Raw genomic sequence first — 21,542 nt, 5'->3', positions numbered from 1 at the left:
AAGAACTATAACCAAGAAGTAAGACCACTTCATAAGATCTCTTTACTGATGCTATTCAGCTAGTATAAACGGCAGCCATGGAAGTTGAGACAGACCACTCTAAATTCAGCCTAATTGAAGGGCAAAACGTGGAAGCATAGAAGAAAGGCGTTGACCCACTTCTTGCAGAAATTGCACTTTTCCATGCTTGCAACTCAGAACCTCTTTTCCATATGCTAAATGCAATCCATTCAGGGGAAATCGGAATAGACTCATCCAACATTCCCAACCTTAAAATATGGTTTTCGTATTATAGAAACAACAAAAGGCTCTTTTCTGAGTTGATTGCAGTTCTCGTTCCCAATATGTCATGGCAAAATGGCACAGCTGAATTCAGTTTCAAGGAAATACAGACTGGGAAAGGACCAATTGCACCGGGTGGAGGAGTCAGTTCCATAGTTCATGCCTTTATCCCTCAACAAGGATCAGAAACAGGTGAGCTTGAATGGGACACCTCACCTCCTGCTATGTTGTTCTTCTTGCTCATTTGGGTTCCTTGCAATTGCCTATACGGGGAGAATCCCCCTGAGCTTTTCTTTCGGGCAAGGCACGGAGACCTTAAAGCCGCACGCAAACTCATTCGACTAGATAAAAGTCTTATGACTGAGTCTGGAATAGCAAGAAAAATACAGCAATGGTCTGCAAACGGAGAAACCGAGAACCTTACCAAGCTCGGTAGCTACTTAGGCGAGACAATTCCCAGAGTCTCCTTGCAACAGGTCAAAATCACATGGGCGCGATTCATACTCAAAGCATCACAACGAGATGGAACCCCATTCAGTGCCCCAAAGATTCAAGGGCTATTCAATGCAGTTGCTCAAGACTCAGGAAGGGGCATCCAAGACCCTGACATTGGAGAAATGAGCCCAGAATCATTCGCCAAGGCTCTGAATAGAAAAAATGGCTTTTGGCAACTAGCACCCAGAACTAAGCCATAATCTGTCCTCCCATTCAGGGAAATCCACCAGCATAGCATCCCGCTTTCCATTTCACCCGGACACATTTTTCTTTTTATGTGTCCAAGTGTTTTTAATTCCGTTTCCATATTTTCGCCACATGGAAAATCAAATACGAAGAAGAAACAACGGAGCAAGGACAAGCCTAAGAGGGGGCTGATGACTATCAGCCCCCCCTTCAAAGGTGAACACGGGGCTTCCCTTGGAACCGGAGGTACTATGTTCTGGAGTGGATTCACTCTATTTCACTCTAGATCTCGTATGGCCCAACGACCTATTTTTCCAAGTTTTGGACATGTTCCAAGATCAAGCCCGCAAAACGGGAATGCCCCAACCCATCTTCATCGAAATCCCTGAAATGGATGACCGGTTGCTTTTCAATGTCCTCCCAAATGGAAGCGCTGGATATAAATGGATTATTTCAGGAAACGAATTTTCGATTCGGTTTTCAAATCAACTCAGACCAAATGCAATTGTAGAAATCCGATCTGAAACGCTCTGGCGGCGTGGAGTTCCAAATTCAATTGATGTGAGTTTGGCAGCTCTCAAAGAGTGGAGCGCACATATCATGAAGATAAAGCCAAATAGAATTGACCCCTGCATGGACCTCTTCATTCCCAGCCACTATTGGGGCGTTGAATTATTTGATCACACTGTTACGCGCTCTCGAAATATCAATCACTATTTCAAAAGTAATATGTTGACCGGTGTAACCATAGGAAAGGGGAAACTCTCTGCTCGCCTCTATGACAAAGAGCTCGAAATTCAAACCATATCGAAGAAGCTTTGGATGCATAAGGTTTGGCGTATTGAAAAAGTCCCAGAGAACAAGAAGGTAATACGAGTCGAATTCCAAATCATGCGAGAAGCCATCAAGGAATTAGGCATTGATGACCTTGTTGATGGTATTGGGTTTATGGATGCCCTATGGGGATACTGCACAAAGAAATGGCTCAAGTTCAGATCAAATCCAGGCAAGCACCACACTCAACGGAAAACACTGCCTTGGTGGTCTATGGTCCAAAACTCATTTCAAGGCACATGTGACCCCGTTCCTGCCATACGAGCCAAAGCAGTCAGGACGACACAACTCCAACTTTCCCATCAACTTTTGGGCATAGCAACCTCACTAGCAGCCACCGATGATGATTTTGGACGCCCTGGCCGACCATGCCAAGTCAAAACGTGGCGAATACGTCTTCTGCCATGACGACGGCACCCCATACGCCGAACGGCAGAAGTTGATACCTCGCGTGTGCGACAAGGCGGGAGTGCCACGGTTCAACTATCACGGCATTCGGCACCTCACAGCGTCCATGCTGGCCCAGGAGGGAGTGGACATACCCACCATCCAGGCCATCCTACGGCACAAAAACTCAATGACCACGACCCAGTACATTCATCGACTAGGCATAACAGAAAACGCCCTGGAAAAAGTGTTCGGCAAGTAAACCTGAAGCCCCCGACAGCATATGCCGTCGGGGGCTTTTGTATTGATGAAAGGGGCTTATGCAGGGTTCTCAAAAAGAGAAGAGTAGGCACGCTTGGAAAACACAACTAACAGAATCAATGTGTTGAATATCAATGGGAATCCATAGCTCAGGAGCCCTGACAATGAGGTGCTGCCGACCTCATAGATAAGGATGATCGGATTTATGCAGGCCAATGCACTGAGGGTGGCAAAAGTTAGAAACATGTTTCGCCATTTCCCCCGTATCGCACGAAGAGAAAAACCGCGATAAAGGACGATGCTTGAAGTTACGACAATTCCACAGAGTATGGTGCCATACCAATGATTTTCAACTGGAGGTTGAGTAAGACGCCTGTCCCAACCAGCAAGCACCAAAAAAAACATCATCCACAAAAATGAAACCACCCCCTGACAGAACAGGTAGATAAATATGCTCTTTCGGAGAACGGAAGGTATGATGTTGCGCCTATGTATCATCTCAAGTGGGTTGACTTGATTAATTCACTGTGAGCGGCCTGAAAGACTCGTCCGATATCGAACAACGATATTTGTAAAGGAAGGAAGGGGCTTTGTCAGCCCCTTCCTTCTAATCCAAGGGATACTGCTGCCCCTCACGGATCCTCCTGTTGTCTCTGGGATCATCAAACCAAGTGTCAACAAAGCTCCAATCCGAGGTACCCCGTTTTATCTGCCAGGCACCCGCAGCAGCCTGAGCCAGGGTTACATTGATCCCCATGGCCCTCGTGTAAAGCCCGTAGTGATAATTGCCGAAGTCTTCATATTCAGGATGCCCATCCTTTTTGTAGTCATACCGCATACCTGCTGCGAAGTTGTCATAAATCCACTTGCATTTAAACCCAAACGTCAAGTACTCGACTGCTTTCTCGGAACTGTAATGGCCTGCAGATTGGGATACAATCTTTCGCGCCTTCGCCTCGCATTCCTTGGCAACCCGACGCGCTTCGGAAATATTCGCAGCAAGATCGACTCCGGGGGGTACGGTGATTGCGTCCGAGCGCCCCGTTACTCTAATTGCCTGAACCTCTTCGATCTCACACTTGCAATTCGGATGAACTGGTCCGGGGTTCTTTTCGAACCAGAGTCCCTTCATTGCTTGGCATTTTTCGCAAGCCTGCGGCTTCGGATGATATCGCCAGTAGGTCGCCCGACCACCGACTGCGCTTTCCCCGCTTCCAGCGACGGCACTCATGTGCTTGGGCATACCATAAACAAGTTGATCGTCTCCAATGTGTTGAATCCATTTCTCTGCCATTCCCGTATTCTCCTTATGAGTGGTTTTCAGGACAACGCCCAATGCGTCGTTCAAAGTTGCGAAAATCTTAACACGGGTTTTTGGAAGAAAAAGGACGGAACGCCTGGATGTCGGCCAAATACAGCCTTATGTCGGTCATACGCAGAGAGTGGTCGGCAAAATACTTGCCTTGGTCGGTAGATTTCCCTTGAAGGGTTTTAAAAATGAGCCCTTAAACAGGAAAAAGCCCCTGAAAACACTCGTTTTCGGGGACTTTTTAGTGCCTTTTACACATTTATTTACACATGCCGTTTCAGCATCAATACAAAAGAAAAAGGACACCGACCTAAATGGTAGGTGTCCTTGATCTTTAGTGGCGGAGCCGACGAGACTCGAACTCGCGGCCTCCGGCGTGACAGGCAAGCGGAAAACTTTACCCCACCTGTTTTTATTGGACTTTTTGTCGCTTAACGTAGCCTCAATGTAGTCCAACGCGTTTAAAGGGCCCACCATTGGGCCCACCAAAACAAACTACTTCTTCACATCAAACACTTCACCAAGATCGATTTTCACAATACTCGTGCTAGGAACTAAGATTTCTCTCCCCTCAATATCAAACAAAACCCAGTCGCTGGATGAGGCAATAATACTCGCATTTTGAGCATATCCTCTCTGCAGAGTTAGCTGAATAATATCATTCCCATTTTTATTTGCGGCAACAACATCTTTGGGAATGGAGGGGGACAAATATCCAGTTACAGCAAACATCATTAGAGCGTTGATTATTGCATACCGAACCAATACTCTCATTTTGAACATATATGTTGAAGCTAGTATCACCAAGAGAGAAACAATAGCTTTCTGCCAAGCGAAAAGGACCACAAAGCAAGCTATTCCGCCCATGAGATACTTAAAATTCTCCTTTTTATTGAAGAAAAATTCGATTGAACTAGATTTTTTTTTGACCTGACAGAACAACAGTCCAAACACAAAACAGACCAAGAGCGATGCAATCATTGCAAGCATTGTTATACTGGAAAACAGATTCCAATAATCGACAATCACCTTATCTGACTCGATAAAGTATCTCATACTCTTACTAATACCAATCGACTTCAGCCCATTGATAATTAGTATTTGCCTTACTGCGAATAGAACAACTGTTGTTAGGGTTACAAATGCAACAACATCCTCTGCACTAACTTCTAAGCATCTCCTCACCTTGCCAAAATATCTAGAAATTGTTTCCGTTTTAACATTTTTTATTTGCCTATTCTTCAAACGCACGACCACACATCTACCCTCTAATTGCCTGTTTGGAATTCTCTACAATTGCCAATAACAATTCCCTCAAGTCATTATTCATTGTCCGAGCAAATTGTTTTTGGACTACAATTTTAACCTTTGAACCATGACTTTCTCGGCATTCAATATCATTATAAGCTTCCAGTTCACGGACAAGAGTCTTCTTGGATGAAAGGATTCGACCAGCATGAGCAAGCTGGTTTCTAAGCCTCTTATAGAATGCCATTTTATCAAATAAATCGCCTTGAATTTTCAATGAACAATCCCTTTGAAGATGTCTCTCTGCACGATTGAACTTACCTTGCACCTTCGGCCATTTTCCTAATTCCATATCAAGCAAATCAGGTACAACAATTACAAGTCGATCAAGCCAATGTTCGAAGTAAGAAAAAGTTGTAATAATCCAAGCTGTCATAAACATTTCGGGAAAGATTTTCTCCTTTTTACGATAATCATCGAAAAGCAATTCGGCAGTATCTTCATCTGCACCATCCGCCATAGCTTCAATTTGGTCCAACTCATCTTTGAACATGCGCTTCGTGTTAATAATGAATTCCTCATTGTCACTAAATTGGTGTTCAATTCGTGATTTAAAGGCACTCAGTAATACGACTCCGCCTTTCACCTTCTTGTCTCGAGCATCACTCATATCTCTATTTCCTTAATAGTTTACTTTCATTGTCTCATCATCCTTCCTCGACCTGACCAACTTCAATTCCAGACAACTTTAGTCTGAATAAGATAAAAGATTGTCTATAAAACACTCTGTGTGTACGCTCCATCGCTATAGAAATCAAAATTTTGGAGACAATGAAATGTGGGCCGACAAAGATACTGGCAACGACTACATAAACTATGCCGAAACAGCTGAAATTGCAGCAGATATAATCCGGGACCCAAACATGCTGCCTCTATCACTAGGAGTTTTTGGCGGCTGGGGTGCTGGCAAGTCCTCTATGCTTCAGCTCATCAGAAAAGAAATTGTCGAAGAAGAGACGGCAAATGATTCGAAATATATCGTAATTGAATTCGATGCATGGCTATTCCAAAACTATGATGATGCACGGGCATCATTGATGGAAGTTATCGCACGAAAGCTGATCGAATCAGCAAAGTCTGACGCAAGCCTCCTTGAAAAAGCCAATGGACTACTCAAACGAGTCAACTATTTGAGGGCAATCGGTACAACTGTGGAAATTGGGGCCAGCCTGGCATTAGGCATTCCCCCCTTGGGCTTTTTCAAAAGAGGAGTTGATGCTGTTGGCAACCTCCTTTCGAGTGAAGCCCCCCCCGAAGCCGCACTCGAAGAAGCTAAAGAAGCCGCTAAAGAAGGCACAACTTTCGCGCAAAGTTTCATAAATGGAAATGAAAACACACCTCCACAACAAATTGTAGCATTTAGAGAACATTTCGCTGAAGTCCTCCAAGGGCTTGATAAAACGCTTGTTGTGTTTATCGACAATCTAGACAGATGCCTCCCCGATGTTGCGATAGAAACACTTGAAGCAATAAGACTTTTCCTGTTCTTGGAGAGCACCGCGTTTGTTATTGCTGCAGATGAAGATATGATACGAGCATCAGTACAAAGACATTATGTTGGAATTGATAGTCAACATACAACTGACTATCTTGATAAGCTGATCCAAGTGCCAATGAGAGTCCCCTTACTCGGTGTTCAAGAGGTTCAAGCATACACCTCTCTTCTTTTTATATCTGCAGATGTAGCAGGGAGGGAAGTCCTTAACGATGTCCGACCGTACCTTAGCCAGCAACTAATGAATTCATGGAACGAAGGAAAAATTGAATCGTCTGAAATTATATCAGAATTTAGCATTAACTCCGACGAGCTAAAATCCTCCCTAGATTTATCTGAGCGACTTGCCCCTATATTAACATCTGCCCCCAACATTTCTGGGAATCCACGAATTATAAAAAGGCTTCTCAACACAATCAAAATGCGGTGTCGGCTGGCAGAGAAAAGAGGAATGCCCGTGGACGAAGCCCTATTAACCAAACTAGCAGTCTTTGAACGGTGCACCTCTGATAAAAGCTATGAACTCTTGGCTAAAACAGTTCTAGAATCTGAGAAAGGACAACCGGCGCTACTAAAGCACTTAGAAAGCCTAACAGATGATCCCAATGAATTTACCCATGAGCTCCCGGAACTATGGAAAACATCGGGAGCATTTCTTTTAAAATGGTTCAAATTAGCCCCCCCCTTATCTGAAAGAGACATACGGCCTGCTGTTTACCTTAGTAAAGAGAGTGTCCGACTTATCTCCACTGAAAACGGCCTTACGAAACAAGGTCGATCCTTATTCAAAGCTCTTCTTTCACTTAAGAGAGTTACATCAAAAGCAGCGCAAGAAATGATTAATGAATGTGCTGGAGACCTTCAAAATCAAGTAATGCGCCTCCTCATTGATGAATTAAGAAAAGTCACGGTGTGGGATGTCCCACCTCCAGGTTTTCATGGAGCAGTTGTACTCGCCAACACAACTCCCAACCTAGGAGAACAACTGATCCTGTTCCTTAACGGTCTTCCACCAGCCACCGTAGGTTCATGGGCTTTCCCTCTTATTAGCAAGACAGTTTGGGCAAAGGAGATGGCTGCACAATGGAAATGTTCAGAGAAAAATCCAATTAAGCCATTCAAGCTTAAGAAATAACAGGAGTAGAATATGGGAACTTCATCATCAAACCCCGGCCCCAATAATAAATCTCCACTCCTACCTCCGTGGGTTGACCCTGATGCGCCATTGCAAGCAGCACCGGCTGGCCGATTCGGCCCTTTTAGGACTGCACTTGGGAATTGGGGAAAATCAGGAAATCAAAACAGCTTAAAGAGTGCACTAGGGAGTTATACCCGCAAAGGATATGGGGGAAGCCGTACAGCAGCCCAGAGGTTATCCTCGGTCCCAACTACTGGAGCAAAACTCCATTCACTCCTTTCTGAGATTGCTAGCGGCGGAGACGGAACCCAAACCTTAGGCGAAAGCTTAGGAGATTTAGAAGGGATAAGTGTTGATAGGTTCATTGACATAATCGTTGACGCAGTTTGTCCTGAACTCGGAACAATTGACGATGAACTCCTGCGCCTAGGACTGGACCAAGCCTTATCCAATTGTTTGCAAGAGGATGAGTTCTTTGACCCAAGTAACCTAACTCCCGACATGCTCGTCCAGCTCTATTCTGAATTTATCTCAGAAGAAGTTTCAAATCGCATTATTGCAGACTCAAAAAATGCATTTAATAGAGCAGACAATGCTGTCCAAAGAGAAAATGAATTACGAGAATTCGTAAAAAGCACGGTTGATGTATGTGCTGGCCCAAGGCTTGAAGAAGGATTGGATCGAATTGATTCAGGCTCAGTCGAAAAAATAATTTCTGAAATCATAACAGAAGTTTTTCAAACATATGGAGCGTACTAGTATGAAAGTTTTTTGTACACCTAACGTTGCATTAAATGAAAAGAGCTCACGCCAAATCAATACTATTGGCGTTAACTTATTCCAGCAAAACAGTGAACACACTGCGGGTTTAGGAAGCCGCCTTATTCCAGCAGTTAAAAAATGGCATTACCAACCAACACAAACGGCATGGGACTTTCTCTCGATATCATTAGCTGTAATCGCTGCAGACACCTTTGTAAAAAGGGATGCTGCTGCCGAAGGCTGGACTCGTGAAATCGAATTGATAGTAGCAGTCTATGATCCTACCCCATGGCAAAAGACAATTGAAAGCTTAGAGCAAACACTGCGGTTTTTAAGCGGTGACCAATGGAGAATCTCAATAATTGGAGAAGGCGAACCTGTTCCAACTGTAAAGAAACCACAACTTATTACAGAAGATTGTGCCTGCCTCTTCTCTGGTGGATTGGATAGTTTAATTGGTAGCATTGATTTAATTTCAAGCGGCAAGTCACCAGCCCTTGTTAGTCATGCGTACCCAAAGGATCGCGAAAAGCAGGTAGCACTAGCAAGCAAAGTCATCCCTGCTAACTTATCCCATTTCATTGAAAACATTCATCCTCGATGGAACGGAGACAATGAAACGTCAATGCGAGCTCGATCCATGCTATTTCTTGGTATGGGCATACTTGTCGCATCAGGGTTAGATGCAAATAACAGAACTCTATACATTCCAGAAAATGGATTCATTTCTCTCAATATACCACTAACAACAAGAAGAATTGCTAGTCTGAGCACCAAAACAACCCACCCATTTTTCATATCTTCATTACAAAGAATAATTGAAGAAGCAGGAATCCCTGTTTCGATACAAAACCCATACGGATTTAAAACTAAAGGGGAAATGCTAGCAGAATGTTCAGACCAGAATATCTTGATAGCGGAGGGAGCACGCTCAGTCTCATGTGGTAAATGGAAGAGGAAAAACTGCCAATGTGGAAAATGTATTCCTTGTATTATCCGAAGAGCGGCATACAAAGCAGCAGGAATAGAAGATCAAACAAAGTATTTACACCCTGACTTAAGACGAACACAGGCTTATTCGGTCCACTCTGAACTTGACGATCTCAAATCAGTTCAATTTGCAATCGCGAAGAGCCGAGAAGCAAACATAAAACGAATGGTATTGCGTTCCGCCCCACTTCGCTTTAGTGAAGTTATTCAAAATTCGTATGTCGACGTTTTTAAACGAGGACTCGAAGAGATTGACAACTTCATACCATAGGAGCCCGCTCTGGTTGATTTACACTGCCACATAGATTTGTATCCGGACCCTTTAAGGATAGTAGAGCAAATCAACCAGACTAAAACCTATGTTCTAGCTGTGACGACTACACCCAAGGCGTGGAGGGGAACATGTCGAATCGTAAGCAAATGTCCAAGGATCAAGCCAGCTCTGGGGCTTCATCCGCAGCTTGCGCATTCCAGAAAAAATGAACTCCCTCTATTTGAAGCACTGATGGACGAAACAAAATATATCGGAGAAGTTGGATTAGATGGCTCCAAAGAATTCAAAGACCATCTCCCTGAACAGGAAATTGTTTTTTCAAGAATCTTAGAACTCTGCGAACAGTCCGAAGGAAAAGTATTAAGTGTTCACAGTAGAGGAGCCACTCAAAAAGTATTAGACCTTATTGAGCAGCACCCCTACTGCGGACATGTTGTATTGCATTGGTTTACAGGTTCAAAAAAAGACGCAAAACGAGCAATAGACCTTGGTTGTTGGTTCTCAGTAAATGCTGCAATGCTTCAATCTCAAAGGGCAAAATCTGTCTTCGAAACAATTCCAAAAGATCATATTGTCACTGAGTCAGATGGTCCTTTTATTTTAGACAAAGACAAACCTTCCTCCCCATTAAGTATTGGCAACACCGTTCAATTGATTGCTGATATTTGGCAAACCAATCTGCCAACAACTGATTCAATAATAATTGAAAACCTCAATGCCATTTTAGACATTTAGTAAACTCTTGCACATAGCGCCTAAAGCGCTTGAGCTAAGTTAAAAACCATAATCAAAACTATGATTACACCCTTTACAAACCAGCGATCCAAATGAACCGGCTAAATAATCGCCCATTTCACCATCACTCATATCATCACAATCCCATTCCTGTTCTTCGAATTCCCCCCATGCGCCGCACTTCGAACAGAAAGTAGGTTTAAATCCTGTTTCAAGTCCCAAAGCTAATTCAATTTTCTCCATAACTTCATCATGCCCGCCACAACTCCACTTATTCCATAACTCCCACGCAAGGGCAGCTTCAACTTGGCATGCTCTCTTCCAATCAACATCAGAAGGGTGACCTTTCACTCTGTAAATCCATCTAATCGCGTTCCAGTGAATCTCGCCGATTCCGCGATATGACAATCTTCTTCCCATGGTGTTGTTAATCACTTGCAACAAATCAAAATGGTTTCTCTCACACATTATCTCTTGCGGCATACCGTATCGATAAACAAGGGATGCAACGTCGACGCCTCCCTGAACTGTGTAAATTTTATCGGCCTGCTTTAGTGTTTGGATAAACGTCTCAACCTCAGCCTCTTCATAATACCAAAGCTGCTCTTGTAATGGATCATGCACACAGCAAAGCTTAATTTTAGGAGGTGTCCTTTCTAACAAACCATCCCCCATAAATCCGGGCTGATATTTGTCCATATTGTCTGTCATAACAACCGCAAATAAAGTCTTCATAAGATGTCTCCTGCTTAAAAGATTAGAAGCTCACCTCATACACTATTTTTCAATTAAAACAAGGCTATACAAGTCGCAAAGCCAGTAAAGAGCGTAAAACGGCTAAGATCAGCAACCTCCGAAAAACGCTTAAGCACCAAAAACACGTCGCCTAGTCCAAACACCATAAAACAAGTATTCGAGCCAATCACATTTAACCAACTCCTCACTAACCAAAGCCCTTAAGATGAATTGTCGATTAAAATGCAAAAGAGATACTCCTTGTTCTGAGTAGATGGATTTACAGACCATAAACTTCACTGTAGATCATCAGCATGTCTGCGACTTCAGAATGGACTCGAAACCGCCCCCAGCCACAGGCCGACCTTTTGGTCAGGTTGGCTTCTTTATGGAAGTACACCCATGAGATGCAGTCCCTTCAAGGGAACACTCAACAACAAGAGCTTCGATTCACAAAGCCCAACCTGAAAAAGTGGTTAGGCTTCTACCATAAGCATAGACAGCTTACCGATGAATCTGAAGCGTATTACTCTCAAGCAACCGCTAGTAGCTTCGACACTTCTCTGCTTGGCAATCTTTACGGAAAGTCAGAACAACTTTCAGAAGATTCAATCAATGGCATCCTCGAAAGTGCCCCACACGCCGACTCTTTCGAATTACCAGATATGGAAGACCATATTTTCCCTCTCGCGGTTGCTTTCAATATCCTCGTGTGGCTCCCCTGCATGGTCTTTTATGGAGATTACCCGTGTGTTCTCCTGAGAAAGGCCAGACATGGCAATGAAAAAGTTCTCTGCGACCTTATCCGGTTAGACCGTTCTGTCCTTTTCGATTCAATCATTTCTAAACGAGTTCATGAATGGACCTTAGATTCACAAATGGACACACTTGAAAAAATTGGAACGGCATTTCGAACAGGCCTATCAGAAACACCTCTAGTAAAAATCAAACTAGCTTGGGCACAATACGTATACGACTCGTCCCGCAGTTTTGGGATGCCCCTAAACGCCCCAGACGTCCGTGCCCTCTTTGACGCCCATGCACAGGACTCTGGGATTGGTATGCACGACCCGGATTTATCTGAAATGACAGATGACGCCTTTTATCAGGCTCTAGCAAAAAGAAAGAAGCCTCTTAGCGGCCTACTCAAATATCGGCGCACATAAAATCACTATTCAAATAGCGTTTTACTATCTCTTCTAGCACCCGGTCATTTTTAATTTCCAAAACGACCGGGTACTCTTTTGCCCGATTTCATATTCCTGCCACATGACAAAACCAAAAACGAAGACGAAACAACGGAGCAAGGACAAGCCTAAGAGGGGGCTGATGACTATCAGCCCCCCTTCAAAGGTGAACACGGGGCTTCCCTTGGAACCGGAGGTACTATGTTCTGGAGTGGATTCACTCTATTTCACTCTAGATCTCGTATGGCCCAACGACCTATTTTTCCAAGTTTTGGACATGTTCCAAGATCAAGCCCGCAAAACGGGAATGCCCCAACCCATCTTCATCGAAATCCCAGAAATGGATGACCGGTTGCTTTTCAATGTCCTCCCAAATGGAAGCGCTGGATATAAATGGATTATTTCAGGAAACGAATTTTCGATTCGGTTTTCAAATCAACTCAGGCCAAATTCAAGACCAAATGCAATTGTGGAAATCCGTTCTGAAACGCTCTGGCGGCGTGGAGTTCCAAATTCAATTGATGTGAGTCTGGCAGCTCTCAAAGAGTGGAGCGCGCATATCATGAAGATAAAGCCAAATAGAATTGACCTCTGTATGGACCTCTTCATTCCCAGCCACTATTGGGGTGTTGAATTATTTGATCACACTGTTACGCGTTCTCGAAATATCAATCACTACTTCAAAAGCAATATGTTGACCGGTGTAACCATAGGAAAGGGCAAACTTTCTGCTCGCCTTTATGACAAAGAGCTCGAAATTCAAACCATATCGAAAAAGCTTTGGATGCATAAGGTTTGGCGCATTGATAAAGTCCCAGAAAACAAAAAGGTCATACGAGTCGAATTCCAAATCATGCGAGAAGCCATCAAGGAATTAGGCATTGATGACCTTGTTGATGGCATTGGGTTTATGGATGCCCTATGGGGATACTGCACAAAGAAATGGCTCAAGTTCAGATCAAATCCAGGCAAACACCACACTCAACGGAAAACACTGCCTTGGTGGTCTATGGTCCAAAACTCATTTCAAGGCACATGTGACCCCGTTCCTGCCATACGAGCCAAAGCAGTCAGGACGACACAACTCCAACTTTCCCATCAACTTTTGGGCATAGCAACCTCACTAGCAGCCACCGATGATGATTTTGGACGCCCCTCCCTTTTTGATGTCTATACTTTGGAACACCTCTCAAAGGTCTTCTGGAAAGCTGTCAGACTGACCAAGATCACCAATGAAAAAGTTATTGAAAAGGTGAACAACAAACGGGCGAAAAACCATCGTGGAAAGCTCAATTATCAAGTTAAAAATTGTGATCGACTTGAACTGGGGCTCCCAGCAGACAAGCTAACACTTGCCATTCAAGATGATTTAACATGGGAGTTATACGATGACGCTCCCTAATCTTGGAAAGAAAATGAGTTCAGAAGACGCTGCAATTTTTTTCGAGGTTGCCGAGTCCACCATATTGCGGCATCCTTCAAGATACGGTGGGGTAAAGCTAGGCCGCCGTGTCCTGTTCTTTGAAAACCTCATAGGCGAAGCGATCAGGAGGCAGTATGCCTTACAAGCAAAAGAAGAACGGGAAGACCGTTTGGATGGCGCAAGTCAAAATAGACGGCAAGAAACTACGACGACAGTTCACCAAGAAAGAAGATGCGAAGAGATGGGAAATCGAACGAAAGGATCAGGCGGCACTACCGCCAGAACCGACGATCCCCACGACCTCCTTTCTTGAGTGGGCAACGCTCTATCTGGACCATTCAGTCAGGTACAGCCCAAAGACTTACAGCGAAAAGAAAAGTGCATTAAAACGGCTTCTCAAGGCTGTCCAGCCTGATGCAGATGTTCAGACATTCCGCAAAGTGGACGCATTGAAGCACCTTCAGAAGCTCTTCAAAAAGCGTAGCGGATACTCTGTTAACAAAGAGCGGAAAAATATGGCTGCAGCTTGGAACTTTGGAATCAAATTCCTTGAAGGCTTCCCTGCTGTGAATCCATTCTTGGCAGTTCCTCGTTTTCCAGAGGTACGACAAAACCGATATGTTCCACCTGAAAAGGACTTCAGAAAGGTACTTGATCATTCTGAAGGCCAAGACAAAGTCATGCTCATGACCTTTCTGCATACGGCAGCAAGGCGCGGTGAGCTCTATAAACTTCAATGGAAGGATGTTGACTTTGGCGGGAAGCGTCTTCGGCTTGGAACCAAGAAGAGACAAGATGGCTCTATGGAATATGAATGGCTCCCCATGACGGACGAGCTCTTCAACACCCTGCTTGCTCATAGGCAAGAGGCCATCAATGAATGGGTCTTCACACAGTCCTCAGGGCGGTGTGAGGGCAAACCTTATACCGAGAACCGAGGATTCCCCCAAAAGCTCTGTGAGAGCGCAGGGGTAAAGCCCTTTGGTTGCCATGCCATTAGGCACCTTACAGCATCCATACTTGCAAATAATAATGTGCCCATGATCGCTATCCAGCAAATCCTGCGGCACAAGAAACTCGCGACCACCGAGAGGTACGTCCGAGGCATGGAACCGATCAGGCCCCACCTGAAAATATTGGAAGGCGGCTTGAACATCGGGCCCACCAGCGGGCCCACCAGACTGGAAAACGATTGGCAAAAGAAAAAGGACCTTAAGCTAACTGCTTAAGATCCTTGATCTTTAGTGGCGGAGCCGACGAGACTCGAACTCGCGGCCTCCGGCGTGACAGGCCGGCGTTATAACCAGCTTAACTACGGCTCCGCACTATATAATAAAGGGCGTTAAGCGTTCCCTCTATGTCAAATTGGTGGGCGCTACAGGGCTCGAACCTGTGACCCTCGCCTTGTAAGGGCGATGCTCTCCCAGCTGAGCTAAGCGCCCGTAGGAATGGAGTGTTTATCTTGACTGCCTTCACTTGTCAACCCTATTTTTCAAGGGTCTTGCGAGTGGTGGGGCGCCAGCTCCCTCCTCCGTTCAGCGAAGAGCATACTGCCCACACCGCGTTGGTTTGTCAACGATTTTTCAAAAAAAATTAATACCCGTAATCTGCTGAAATACATAAACTATTTGGCAGACCACAAAAGACGACTCCCTTTTCTGGACAACCACCCCAGAGGCAAGCCTCTATAATAGAGTCCAACCGGCCCTTTTCCCTGCCTGAAACTGACACTCTGCCCTGTGAAAAGCTTCTCTAAAATCGACGTGTCTTCGACATTGAATGTGTCCAAGCGTCCATCATCCGGGTCTTCCGGCAGCAAAACTCTGGCCTGTACACCGGGTTTGAATTTCTCCCGCTCTCCTTTGCCCGCCACCTTGCCAAGGGGAAACCCCTGCCAGCGGATTGTCCCTGGTATGCCATCCAGAGCCCTCTCGTGCAGAAAAAAGACCTTGCCTCCAAACTCATACGCCTCGCCCGGGGGGAGCCGTGTCAGGTCTATCTGATCGCCGCCGGTCATCTTTGCGAGGTTCAACCGCCTGCCCGGCAGCTCCCTTTTTTGCACACCCGGGCCGTCAATTGCACTCGGTTCTCCTGTCTTGCGAAATTTTGCCAGAAAAAAACCCTGGCCTGCGGAGTCGATGGACACGCGCAAGACACCATCCATCCCCGAAAGCATGGGGGCACCAAAAACAAACCCTTTTGGCTCGACAAGCGGTACCAGCTCTAGGTTGAACGCATCCAGCGCCCAGGCAACCTGCTCTTCGTTCTCCTCAATATTCGTCGTGCAGGTCGAATACAGCACTTCCCCGCCAGAACGGAGCAGTCCGGCGGCCTTTTCCAGGAGTGTCTTTTGCAAGGTGACCAGAGGCGCGGTCTTGGAGCTGGACCACAACTCCATGACCTTGGGGTTCTTGTCCACGGTCCCCCAACCGCTGCATGGAGGGTCAAGCTGGATGTAATCCCAGGACTCTTCGGGAAACGGAAGATCCTGGGCCATGGCCTTGGCGGTCACGGCGTTGGCAGAGCTGGTGCGGCGCAAGTTGGCCCGGAGCGTACTCAGCCTGTCTGCTGACAGCTCCGAAGCAAACACGAACCCGTCCCGTCCCACCAGTCGCGAAAGCAGGCTGGTCTTGCTCCCGGGCGCTGAACACATGTCCAGAACGCTGGCCCCTCTAGGGGGATCAAGCGTCAAGGGCGGCAACATGGAGGAACGATCTTGGATGTAAATGAGGCCAAAACGAGCCGCGAGGCTTTCACCAAGGGGGAAAGGCTCATGCGTCAGCCTGCGGGCAAAACCGTAGAATGGCTCAGGTTCAAAGGCAAACCCCTGCGCTTCAAGGAGTCCCTCCACAAGCACAGTCGTTTTTTCGGAGCAAATCAGCCTGAATGTTCGTCCAAATTGCGTCACACAATCTCCCTGGTCTTCAACCGGCAACCGCCCTCGACCATCGAGGATCAGCGCTACGGCGTACACGAAGCAATACCGGCTTGTTGTCCGCTAATCAACACTTTGAGGCTTTGCATACCGGCTAGGAAACTGTTACAAGGACCTGCCGTGCCACTGAGTCCGGCATCATACTTTTATTTATAGAAATGACATCACCCTTTTTTGGAGGCATACATGGCAAAACGACACACTTTTACTGCCTTAACCGTTTTTATGGCGGTTCTGATCATGGCTGCTTCAGCCATGGCTCAAGGTACACGAAGTTTTGCGGTTCTCCCGTTCAAGTATAACGGTCCACAAAAATATTCCTATTATTCAAAAGCCTTTCAATCGAGCCTGAACAGCAAGCTGGAATGGATAGGCCATGTGGAACAGTCCCATCAAAACCTGTCCGAGGTCACCTTCCCTGCCAACAAGGCCGACGCCCTCAATTCCCTCAGGGCGTTGAATCTGGACCACCTTGTGTACGGCGACATCGCCATCCTCAACAGAAAAGCGCATCTGAAACTGGAAGTGACTTCAAAGGACGGCAACTCCTGGCTTCAGAAAGGGGAGATGGATATCGATGAAATCGTACCCTGGCTGGATGAACAGAGCAGGATCATTCAGGGAGACATCTTTAATCGCCCCGGATATGGCACTCAGGTAGAGACCAAGAAAGCGGAAGCGGTCGCTCAACAAGGTCCCACAGCGTCCCCGTTCATTCAGGGAGGCAATGATGCCACTGCCGCAGCAACACTCAATCCCCAGTTCAGGTATGAGGGCGGTACAAGCTCTACCGGACGGTGGAGAAGTCAGAGCCTTCGCTACTCTTCCTACAGCATGGCCATTGCCGATGGCGATGCCGATGGACAAAACGAAGTCTTCATCCTTCAGAAATCCGCCATCTCGGCCTATCGCTTTAAAGAGGGACAGCTGCAGCACCTGACCACCTTCGAACTCCCGGCCAACACCAGCAACATGCGCCTGGAAATAGCCGACCTGAACAGGGATGGGCTCCCCGAGTTCGTCATCGGTGCGTACCAGATTGAAAAGCAGGAAGCCATCAAGGCCCCTCGCGGCCAAGCCCGTTCCAGCATTCTTTCCTTTGACGGGGGCAAATTCAAATACATCGTCAAGAAGTACAATAAATTCCTCGGTGTTCTGCGGATCCCTCCGACCTATATGCCCATACTCGTGGCCCAGAAAAAGGGCACACGCCATCTCTTTGATCAAAGAATGTATGAAGCCTTCATCAAGGGCGACACCGTTGAACTCGGACAAAAGATACACACCCCGCCCTTTGGCAACGTGTATAACATGATCTACATGCCTCAGGAGCTGGGCTACAACTATGTTGTCATCAACGATTCACACAAGCTCGTGACGTACAACCAGACCATGGAAAGGCTGAACGAGACCGATGCGACATACAACAGCTCGGGCACGGCCATTGTCATAGCCGACCTCATGCCCGGCATGGGTGGTGGGGTGACGGAAGAACGCAAAGTCACCTACAATATCCCCTTCCACATGATTACAGCCCCCCTGACCTCGGATAAATACGAACTGCTGGTCAACAAGGACTTGTCTGCCGCGGCTCAGATATTCGAAAGCTACAAGTACTTCACCCAGGGAGAGATTCACTCTCTGGCATGGGACCAGGTCGGCTTGACCCTGGCCTGGAAGACCCGTCGCATCAAGGGACAGGTGGTCGATATTGCCCTGGCCGACCTGAATAATGACGGTGATAAGCAGCTCGTCGTGCTGATCAACACCTTTGCGGGTATCGGCTACGGCAACCGCAAGACCGTGGTTCTGGCATACGATCTCAATATGTAATACCCGGACACAAAGAGTGACCGCCTGAGACAACCTGCACTCATGAAGGAGAGAGCGTGATGCGAAAATTGATGACCCTGCTGACCTTCAGCATTGTACTGACCGGATTGCTGGCTGCAACAGCCATGGCCGGTACGACCCTGACGTATGCCAACTTCCCGTCGGCTCCGACCTTCCCGTGCGTCCAGATGGAACACTGGAAAACCGAGGTCGAAAAACGGACCGACAGCGCGGTCGCAGTACAGACGTTCCCCGGCTCCACGCTGCTGGGTGCCAAGAACATGCTGCGCGGCGTCCAGACCGGACAGGCAGACATCGGCTGTATCTCCACTGCCTACTACCCCGGCGTGTTCCCGCTCATGTCCGTCGTCAACCTGCCCGTGGCCTTCACGTCCACCGAGGTGGCCAGCATGGTCATGTGGGACCTGTTCCAAAAATATCAGCCCGAGGAGTTCAAGGACGTCAAGGTCCTGACCATGTTCACCTCGGCGCCTTCGCATGTCATGAGCAAGACTCCGGTGAAAACACTGGCCGACCTCAAGGGGCTGGAACTGCGTGCCTCCGGCACCATCCTGGAGATCCTCGACAACCTGGGCGCACGCGGCGTGGGCATGCCCATGTCCCAGACCCCCGAATCACTGCAGAAAGGCGTGGTCAAGGGACTGGTTTCCTCCTTCGATGTCCTCAAGGACATGAACTTTGCGGAACAGTGCCGGTACGAAACCATCACCAACCTGCCGGTGTATCCCTTTGCCGTCATCATGAACAAGGCCAAGTGGGACTCCCTTCCGGCCGAAACCCAAAAAGTCCTCGACGACCTCGGCCGCGAACAGGCCCAATGGACCGGCAAGTATCTGGACGCCTACACCAAGGAAGCCCTGGCATGGTCCAAGGACAAATACCAGGTGGAAGTCTTTGAGCTGACCGCCGCCGAACACGCCACAATCAAAAAGCAGACAGCTCCGCGCATCAAGGCGTGGAAGGCGGAAGCGACCAAAGCCGGTCTCGATGCCGACGCCATTCTTGCCGAAATGCTCGCTCTCAAGACTCAATACGAAGCCGCTCAATAACACAACCATTGAAACGCCTCCGCCTTTCCCGGGCGGAGGCGTTTTTTCGAGACTCCCATGATAGACATACTGGACACGATCTCCGGCATCCTCGCCAAGATCCTCACTGGCCTGGCCGGCGTTTTTTTGGTGGCCATGATGCTGCTGGCCTGTGCCAACATGGTACTTCGGGCCGTGTGGGTTCCGGTACAGGGCACATTTGAACTCATGGGATTCATGGGAGCGGTGGTCGCCGCCTTCTCACTGGCGTTTGCCCAACGCAAAAAGGCGCATATCGCCGTGGGCATGCTGCTCTCCCGTTTTCCCGCACCAATCCGTCGACTTGCCGACGCCGCCACCAGCGCGGCATCCTGTGCCTTCTTCGCCCTGATCGGGCTGGAGACATGGAAATGGGGGAGCTTTCTGGTAACCACAAACGAAGTCTCGGAGACGCTCCAGATCGTGTACTACCCCTTTGTGTTCGCCGCCGCTTTCGGGTGCTTTGCCCTAGCCTTTGTGCTGGTGGTGGATACCCTTAAAACACTGACCGCTGAGAAGGTGGCGTAATGGATCCGATCACTGCCGGAATCGTCGGCACCCTTCTCCTGCTGGTCTCGATATTTCTATTACGCATCCCCGTGGGATTTGCCATGGGCATCATCGGCTTCGGTGGGTTCGCCTACGTCCTCAACTGGAACGCGGCCACAGGCATGCTCGGCACCGAGATGTGGAATGTCTTTTCCAAATACGGCCTGACCGTCATCCCCCTGTTCATTCTGATGGGCCAGATATGCTTCTACTCCGGGGTCAATGAACGCCTCTACAAGTCGGCCTACGCCTGGATGGGGCAGATCAAAGGCGGCATCGCCATGACCACGGTCCTGGCCTGCGCCGGATTCGCGGCCATCTGCGGTTCCAACTCGGCCACCGCCGCCACCATGAGCACCGTGGCCCTGCCGGAAATGAAGAAATTCAAGTACAACCCGATCCTGTCCACTGGTTCAGTGGCCGCAGGAGCGACCCTCGGCGTGGTCATTCCGCCATCAGTGGTCCTGATCATCATCGGATTGCAGACCAGCCAGTCCATTGCCAAACTCTTCGTGGGCGGCATGATTCCCGGCGTCCTGCTGACGCTCCTTTTCCTGGCGACCATCTGGTATCTGTGCAAGAAAAACCCAGACTGGGGTCCGGCCGGTCCCAGGACCACTCTGGTCGAAAAGCTCAAGTCCCTGCCCGGCTCCATTGAAATGGTCATTCTCTTTTTTCTGGTCATGGGAGGATTGTTCCTCGGTCTGTTCACCCCCACCGAAGCGGGCGCGGCAGGTGCGGCGCTGGCCCTGCTCATCGCCACCATCTCGGGCAAGATGAGCTGGAAAAAATTCACCATGGCGATCAATGACTCCATCAAGATTTCCTGCATGATCATGGTCATCGTCCTGGGCGCGGTCCTGTTCGGCCGCTTCCTGGCCGTGACCCGGCTCCCCTTCGAGGCCGCGGGTTGGGTCGCCGGGCTGCCCGTGCCGCCCTTGGCCATCATCATGGTCATCTGCCTGATCTACGTCATCGGCGGCATGGTCATGGACGCCCTCGCGCTCCTGCTGGTGACCATCCCGATCTTTTTCCCCGTGGTCACGGCCATGGGCTACGATCCCCTGTGGTTCGGCGTGCTCATCACGGTCGTCACCACCATGGGCGCCATCACGCCGCCGGTCGGAGTCAACACCTTTATCGTGGCCTCCATGGCCAAGGACGTCCCCATGACGGACGTCTTCAGGGGCGTAACCTATTTCATGGTCTCCTACGTCATCTGCGTGGCCATCATGATGCTGTTTCCGGCTTTGATCACCTTCCTGCCAAGCTTGATGTAAGATAGAATAGCGTATACTAAATTTTTTAGAATTAAATACTTTTTTATTCAGAGGTA

19 protein-coding genes and 2 tRNA genes are annotated in these 21,542 nt (G+C 47.8%); 14 read left to right on the top strand and 7 right to left on the bottom strand.

What is annotated here, in order from left to right:
• The first annotated feature begins 212 nt into the window (after positions 1-212).
• The 3 genes from SRBAKS_RS14100 to SRBAKS_RS14090 all read left to right on the top strand — a co-directional run bounded on the left by SRBAKS_RS14100 (position 213) and on the right by SRBAKS_RS14090 (position 2,446).
• The gene (locus SRBAKS_RS14100) at positions 213-977 is read left to right on the top strand and encodes a hypothetical protein (protein ID WP_229591526.1); all 765 of its coding nucleotides are present in this window, start codon (positions 213-215) and stop codon (positions 975-977) included.
• 313 nt (positions 978-1,290) lie between these two features.
• Positions 1,291-2,205, top strand: coding sequence for a hypothetical protein (locus SRBAKS_RS14095; protein WP_229591525.1), 915 nt, complete (start codon positions 1,291-1,293; stop codon positions 2,203-2,205).
• Positions 2,138-2,446: a tyrosine-type recombinase/integrase gene (locus SRBAKS_RS14090; RefSeq protein WP_229591524.1), complete on the top strand. Its 309-nt coding sequence runs from the start codon at positions 2,138-2,140 to the stop codon at positions 2,444-2,446. Before SRBAKS_RS14095 ends, SRBAKS_RS14090 begins: the two co-directional genes overlap by 68 nt.
• A gap of 606 nt (positions 2,447-3,052) precedes the next feature.
• On the opposite strand, the gene SRBAKS_RS14085 is transcribed toward SRBAKS_RS14090, so the two are convergent.
• The 3 genes from SRBAKS_RS14085 to SRBAKS_RS14075 form a co-directional block, all read right to left on the bottom strand.
• Positions 3,053-3,739, bottom strand: a complete 687-nt coding sequence (locus SRBAKS_RS14085) for a polymorphic toxin type 44 domain-containing protein (protein WP_229591523.1) — start codon at positions 3,737-3,739, stop codon at positions 3,053-3,055.
• A 510-nt stretch (positions 3,740-4,249) separates the two neighbouring features.
• A complete protein-coding gene (locus SRBAKS_RS14080; protein WP_229591522.1) occupies positions 4,250-5,011 on the bottom strand; it encodes a hypothetical protein in 762 nt (253 codons plus the stop codon).
• Positions 5,012-5,015: 4 nt separating this feature from the next.
• Positions 5,016-5,672 carry a hypothetical protein gene (locus SRBAKS_RS14075; RefSeq protein ID WP_229591521.1) on the bottom strand — a complete coding sequence of 219 codons (657 nt, stop codon included), beginning with the start codon at positions 5,670-5,672 and terminating at the stop codon, positions 5,016-5,018.
• A 166-nt stretch (positions 5,673-5,838) separates the two neighbouring features.
• Between SRBAKS_RS14075 and SRBAKS_RS14070 the strand changes: the two genes are divergently transcribed.
• From SRBAKS_RS14070 to qatD, 4 genes are read left to right on the top strand one after another with little or no spacing between them, the layout of a single operon-like run.
• Positions 5,839-7,692 carry a KAP family P-loop NTPase fold protein gene (locus SRBAKS_RS14070; protein WP_229591520.1) on the top strand — a complete coding sequence of 618 codons (1,854 nt, stop codon included), beginning with the start codon at positions 5,839-5,841 and terminating at the stop codon, positions 7,690-7,692.
• A gap of 12 nt (positions 7,693-7,704) precedes the next feature.
• A complete protein-coding gene (locus tag SRBAKS_RS14065; RefSeq protein WP_229591519.1) occupies positions 7,705-8,454 on the top strand; it encodes a hypothetical protein in 750 nt (249 codons plus the stop codon).
• 1 nt (position 8,455) lies between these two features.
• On the top strand, positions 8,456-9,718 hold the full coding sequence (qatC, locus tag SRBAKS_RS14060; RefSeq protein ID WP_229591518.1) for a Qat anti-phage system QueC-like protein QatC: 1,263 nt from the start codon (positions 8,456-8,458) through the stop codon (positions 9,716-9,718).
• A 9-nt stretch (positions 9,719-9,727) separates the two neighbouring features.
• Positions 9,728-10,456: a Qat anti-phage system TatD family nuclease QatD gene (gene qatD, locus SRBAKS_RS14055; RefSeq protein WP_283816564.1), complete on the top strand. Its 729-nt coding sequence runs from the start codon at positions 9,728-9,730 to the stop codon at positions 10,454-10,456.
• Between the two features lie 39 nt (positions 10,457-10,495).
• Here qatD and SRBAKS_RS14050 read toward each other — a convergent pair whose 3' ends face one another.
• Complete coding sequence (locus SRBAKS_RS14050; RefSeq protein WP_229591516.1) at positions 10,496-11,191, bottom strand: hypothetical protein; 696 nt, start codon at positions 11,189-11,191, stop codon at positions 10,496-10,498.
• 314 nt (positions 11,192-11,505) lie between these two features.
• On the opposite strand from SRBAKS_RS14050, the gene SRBAKS_RS14045 reads away from it, so the two are divergent.
• The 3 genes from SRBAKS_RS14045 (at position 11,506) to SRBAKS_RS14035 (ending at position 15,030) form a co-directional block, all read left to right on the top strand.
• Positions 11,506-12,357, top strand: coding sequence for a hypothetical protein (locus tag SRBAKS_RS14045; protein ID WP_229591515.1), 852 nt, complete (start codon positions 11,506-11,508; stop codon positions 12,355-12,357).
• A gap of 163 nt (positions 12,358-12,520) precedes the next feature.
• The gene (locus tag SRBAKS_RS14040; RefSeq protein ID WP_229591514.1) at positions 12,521-13,780 is read left to right on the top strand and encodes a hypothetical protein; all 1,260 of its coding nucleotides are present in this window, start codon (positions 12,521-12,523) and stop codon (positions 13,778-13,780) included.
• Positions 13,781-13,935: 155 nt separating this feature from the next.
• Positions 13,936-15,030 carry a tyrosine-type recombinase/integrase gene (locus SRBAKS_RS14035; protein ID WP_229591513.1) on the top strand — a complete coding sequence of 365 codons (1,095 nt, stop codon included), beginning with the start codon at positions 13,936-13,938 and terminating at the stop codon, positions 15,028-15,030.
• A 16-nt stretch (positions 15,031-15,046) separates the two neighbouring features.
• Here SRBAKS_RS14035 and SRBAKS_RS14030 read toward each other — a convergent pair.
• The 3 genes from SRBAKS_RS14030 to SRBAKS_RS14020 all read right to left on the bottom strand — a co-directional run bounded on the left by SRBAKS_RS14030 (position 15,047) and on the right by SRBAKS_RS14020 (position 16,709).
• Positions 15,047-15,123: transfer RNA gene (locus SRBAKS_RS14030), tRNA-Asp, on the bottom strand.
• Positions 15,124-15,167: 44 nt separating this feature from the next.
• Positions 15,168-15,243, bottom strand: a tRNA-Val gene (locus SRBAKS_RS14025).
• A gap of 182 nt (positions 15,244-15,425) precedes the next feature.
• Positions 15,426-16,709, bottom strand: coding sequence for a class I SAM-dependent methyltransferase (locus SRBAKS_RS14020; protein ID WP_229591512.1), 1,284 nt, complete (start codon positions 16,707-16,709; stop codon positions 15,426-15,428).
• Positions 16,710-16,922: 213 nt separating this feature from the next.
• Here SRBAKS_RS14020 and SRBAKS_RS14015 point away from each other — a divergent pair, with 213 nt between their 5' ends.
• The 4 genes from SRBAKS_RS14015 to SRBAKS_RS14000 are packed head-to-tail and all read left to right on the top strand — an operon-like array spanning position 16,923 to position 21,486.
• Positions 16,923-18,569 (top strand): FG-GAP repeat domain-containing protein, encoded by a 1,647-nt coding sequence (locus SRBAKS_RS14015; RefSeq protein WP_229591511.1) that lies wholly within the window; start codon positions 16,923-16,925, stop codon positions 18,567-18,569.
• A 59-nt stretch (positions 18,570-18,628) separates the two neighbouring features.
• Positions 18,629-19,639, top strand: a complete 1,011-nt coding sequence (locus tag SRBAKS_RS14010; RefSeq protein WP_229596981.1) for a TRAP transporter substrate-binding protein — start codon at positions 18,629-18,631, stop codon at positions 19,637-19,639.
• Between the two features lie 57 nt (positions 19,640-19,696).
• Positions 19,697-20,185: a TRAP transporter small permease gene (locus tag SRBAKS_RS14005; RefSeq protein ID WP_229591510.1), complete on the top strand. Its 489-nt coding sequence runs from the start codon at positions 19,697-19,699 to the stop codon at positions 20,183-20,185.
• Positions 20,185-21,486: a TRAP transporter large permease gene (locus SRBAKS_RS14000; RefSeq protein ID WP_229591509.1), complete on the top strand. Its 1,302-nt coding sequence runs from the start codon at positions 20,185-20,187 to the stop codon at positions 21,484-21,486. The genes SRBAKS_RS14005 and SRBAKS_RS14000 overlap by 1 nt, the downstream gene beginning before the upstream one ends.
• Positions 21,487-21,542: the final 56 nt, after the last annotated feature.

It is taken from the genome of Pseudodesulfovibrio sediminis (genome assembly GCF_020886695.1).
Classification (GTDB): domain Bacteria; phylum Desulfobacterota; class Desulfovibrionia; order Desulfovibrionales; family Desulfovibrionaceae; genus Pseudodesulfovibrio; species Pseudodesulfovibrio sediminis.
Note: the sequence above shows the minus strand (reverse complement) of the source record. Positions and strands in the feature narration are given on the sequence as shown.

Excerpts from the sequence above, each read along its gene's own strand:
- SRBAKS_RS14100 (WP_229591526.1), top strand. The coding sequence starts at position 213 with ATGCTAAATGCAATCCATTCAGGGGAAATCGGAATAGACTCATCCAAC.
- SRBAKS_RS14095 (WP_229591525.1), top strand. The coding sequence starts at position 1,291 with ATGTTCCAAGATCAAGCCCGCAAAACGGGAATGCCCCAACCCATCTTC.
- SRBAKS_RS14090 (WP_229591524.1), top strand. The coding sequence starts at position 2,138 with ATGATGATTTTGGACGCCCTGGCCGACCATGCCAAGTCAAAACGTGGC.
- SRBAKS_RS14085 (WP_229591523.1), bottom strand. The coding sequence starts at position 3,739 with ATGGCAGAGAAATGGATTCAACACATTGGAGACGATCAACTTGTTTAT.
- SRBAKS_RS14075 (WP_229591521.1), bottom strand. The coding sequence starts at position 5,672 with ATGAGTGATGCTCGAGACAAGAAGGTGAAAGGCGGAGTCGTATTACTG.
- SRBAKS_RS14070 (WP_229591520.1), top strand. The coding sequence starts at position 5,839 with ATGTGGGCCGACAAAGATACTGGCAACGACTACATAAACTATGCCGAA.
- SRBAKS_RS14065 (WP_229591519.1), top strand. The coding sequence starts at position 7,705 with ATGGGAACTTCATCATCAAACCCCGGCCCCAATAATAAATCTCCACTC.
- qatC (WP_229591518.1), top strand. The coding sequence starts at position 8,456 with ATGAAAGTTTTTTGTACACCTAACGTTGCATTAAATGAAAAGAGCTCA.
- SRBAKS_RS14050 (WP_229591516.1), bottom strand. The coding sequence starts at position 11,191 with ATGAAGACTTTATTTGCGGTTGTTATGACAGACAATATGGACAAATAT.
- SRBAKS_RS14045 (WP_229591515.1), top strand. The coding sequence starts at position 11,506 with ATGTCTGCGACTTCAGAATGGACTCGAAACCGCCCCCAGCCACAGGCC.
- SRBAKS_RS14040 (WP_229591514.1), top strand. The coding sequence starts at position 12,521 with ATGACTATCAGCCCCCCTTCAAAGGTGAACACGGGGCTTCCCTTGGAA.
- SRBAKS_RS14035 (WP_229591513.1), top strand. The coding sequence starts at position 13,936 with ATGCCTTACAAGCAAAAGAAGAACGGGAAGACCGTTTGGATGGCGCAA.
- SRBAKS_RS14015 (WP_229591511.1), top strand. The coding sequence starts at position 16,923 with ATGGCAAAACGACACACTTTTACTGCCTTAACCGTTTTTATGGCGGTT.
- SRBAKS_RS14010 (WP_229596981.1), top strand. The coding sequence starts at position 18,629 with ATGCGAAAATTGATGACCCTGCTGACCTTCAGCATTGTACTGACCGGA.
- SRBAKS_RS14005 (WP_229591510.1), top strand. The coding sequence starts at position 19,697 with ATGATAGACATACTGGACACGATCTCCGGCATCCTCGCCAAGATCCTC.
- SRBAKS_RS14000 (WP_229591509.1), top strand. The coding sequence starts at position 20,185 with ATGGATCCGATCACTGCCGGAATCGTCGGCACCCTTCTCCTGCTGGTC.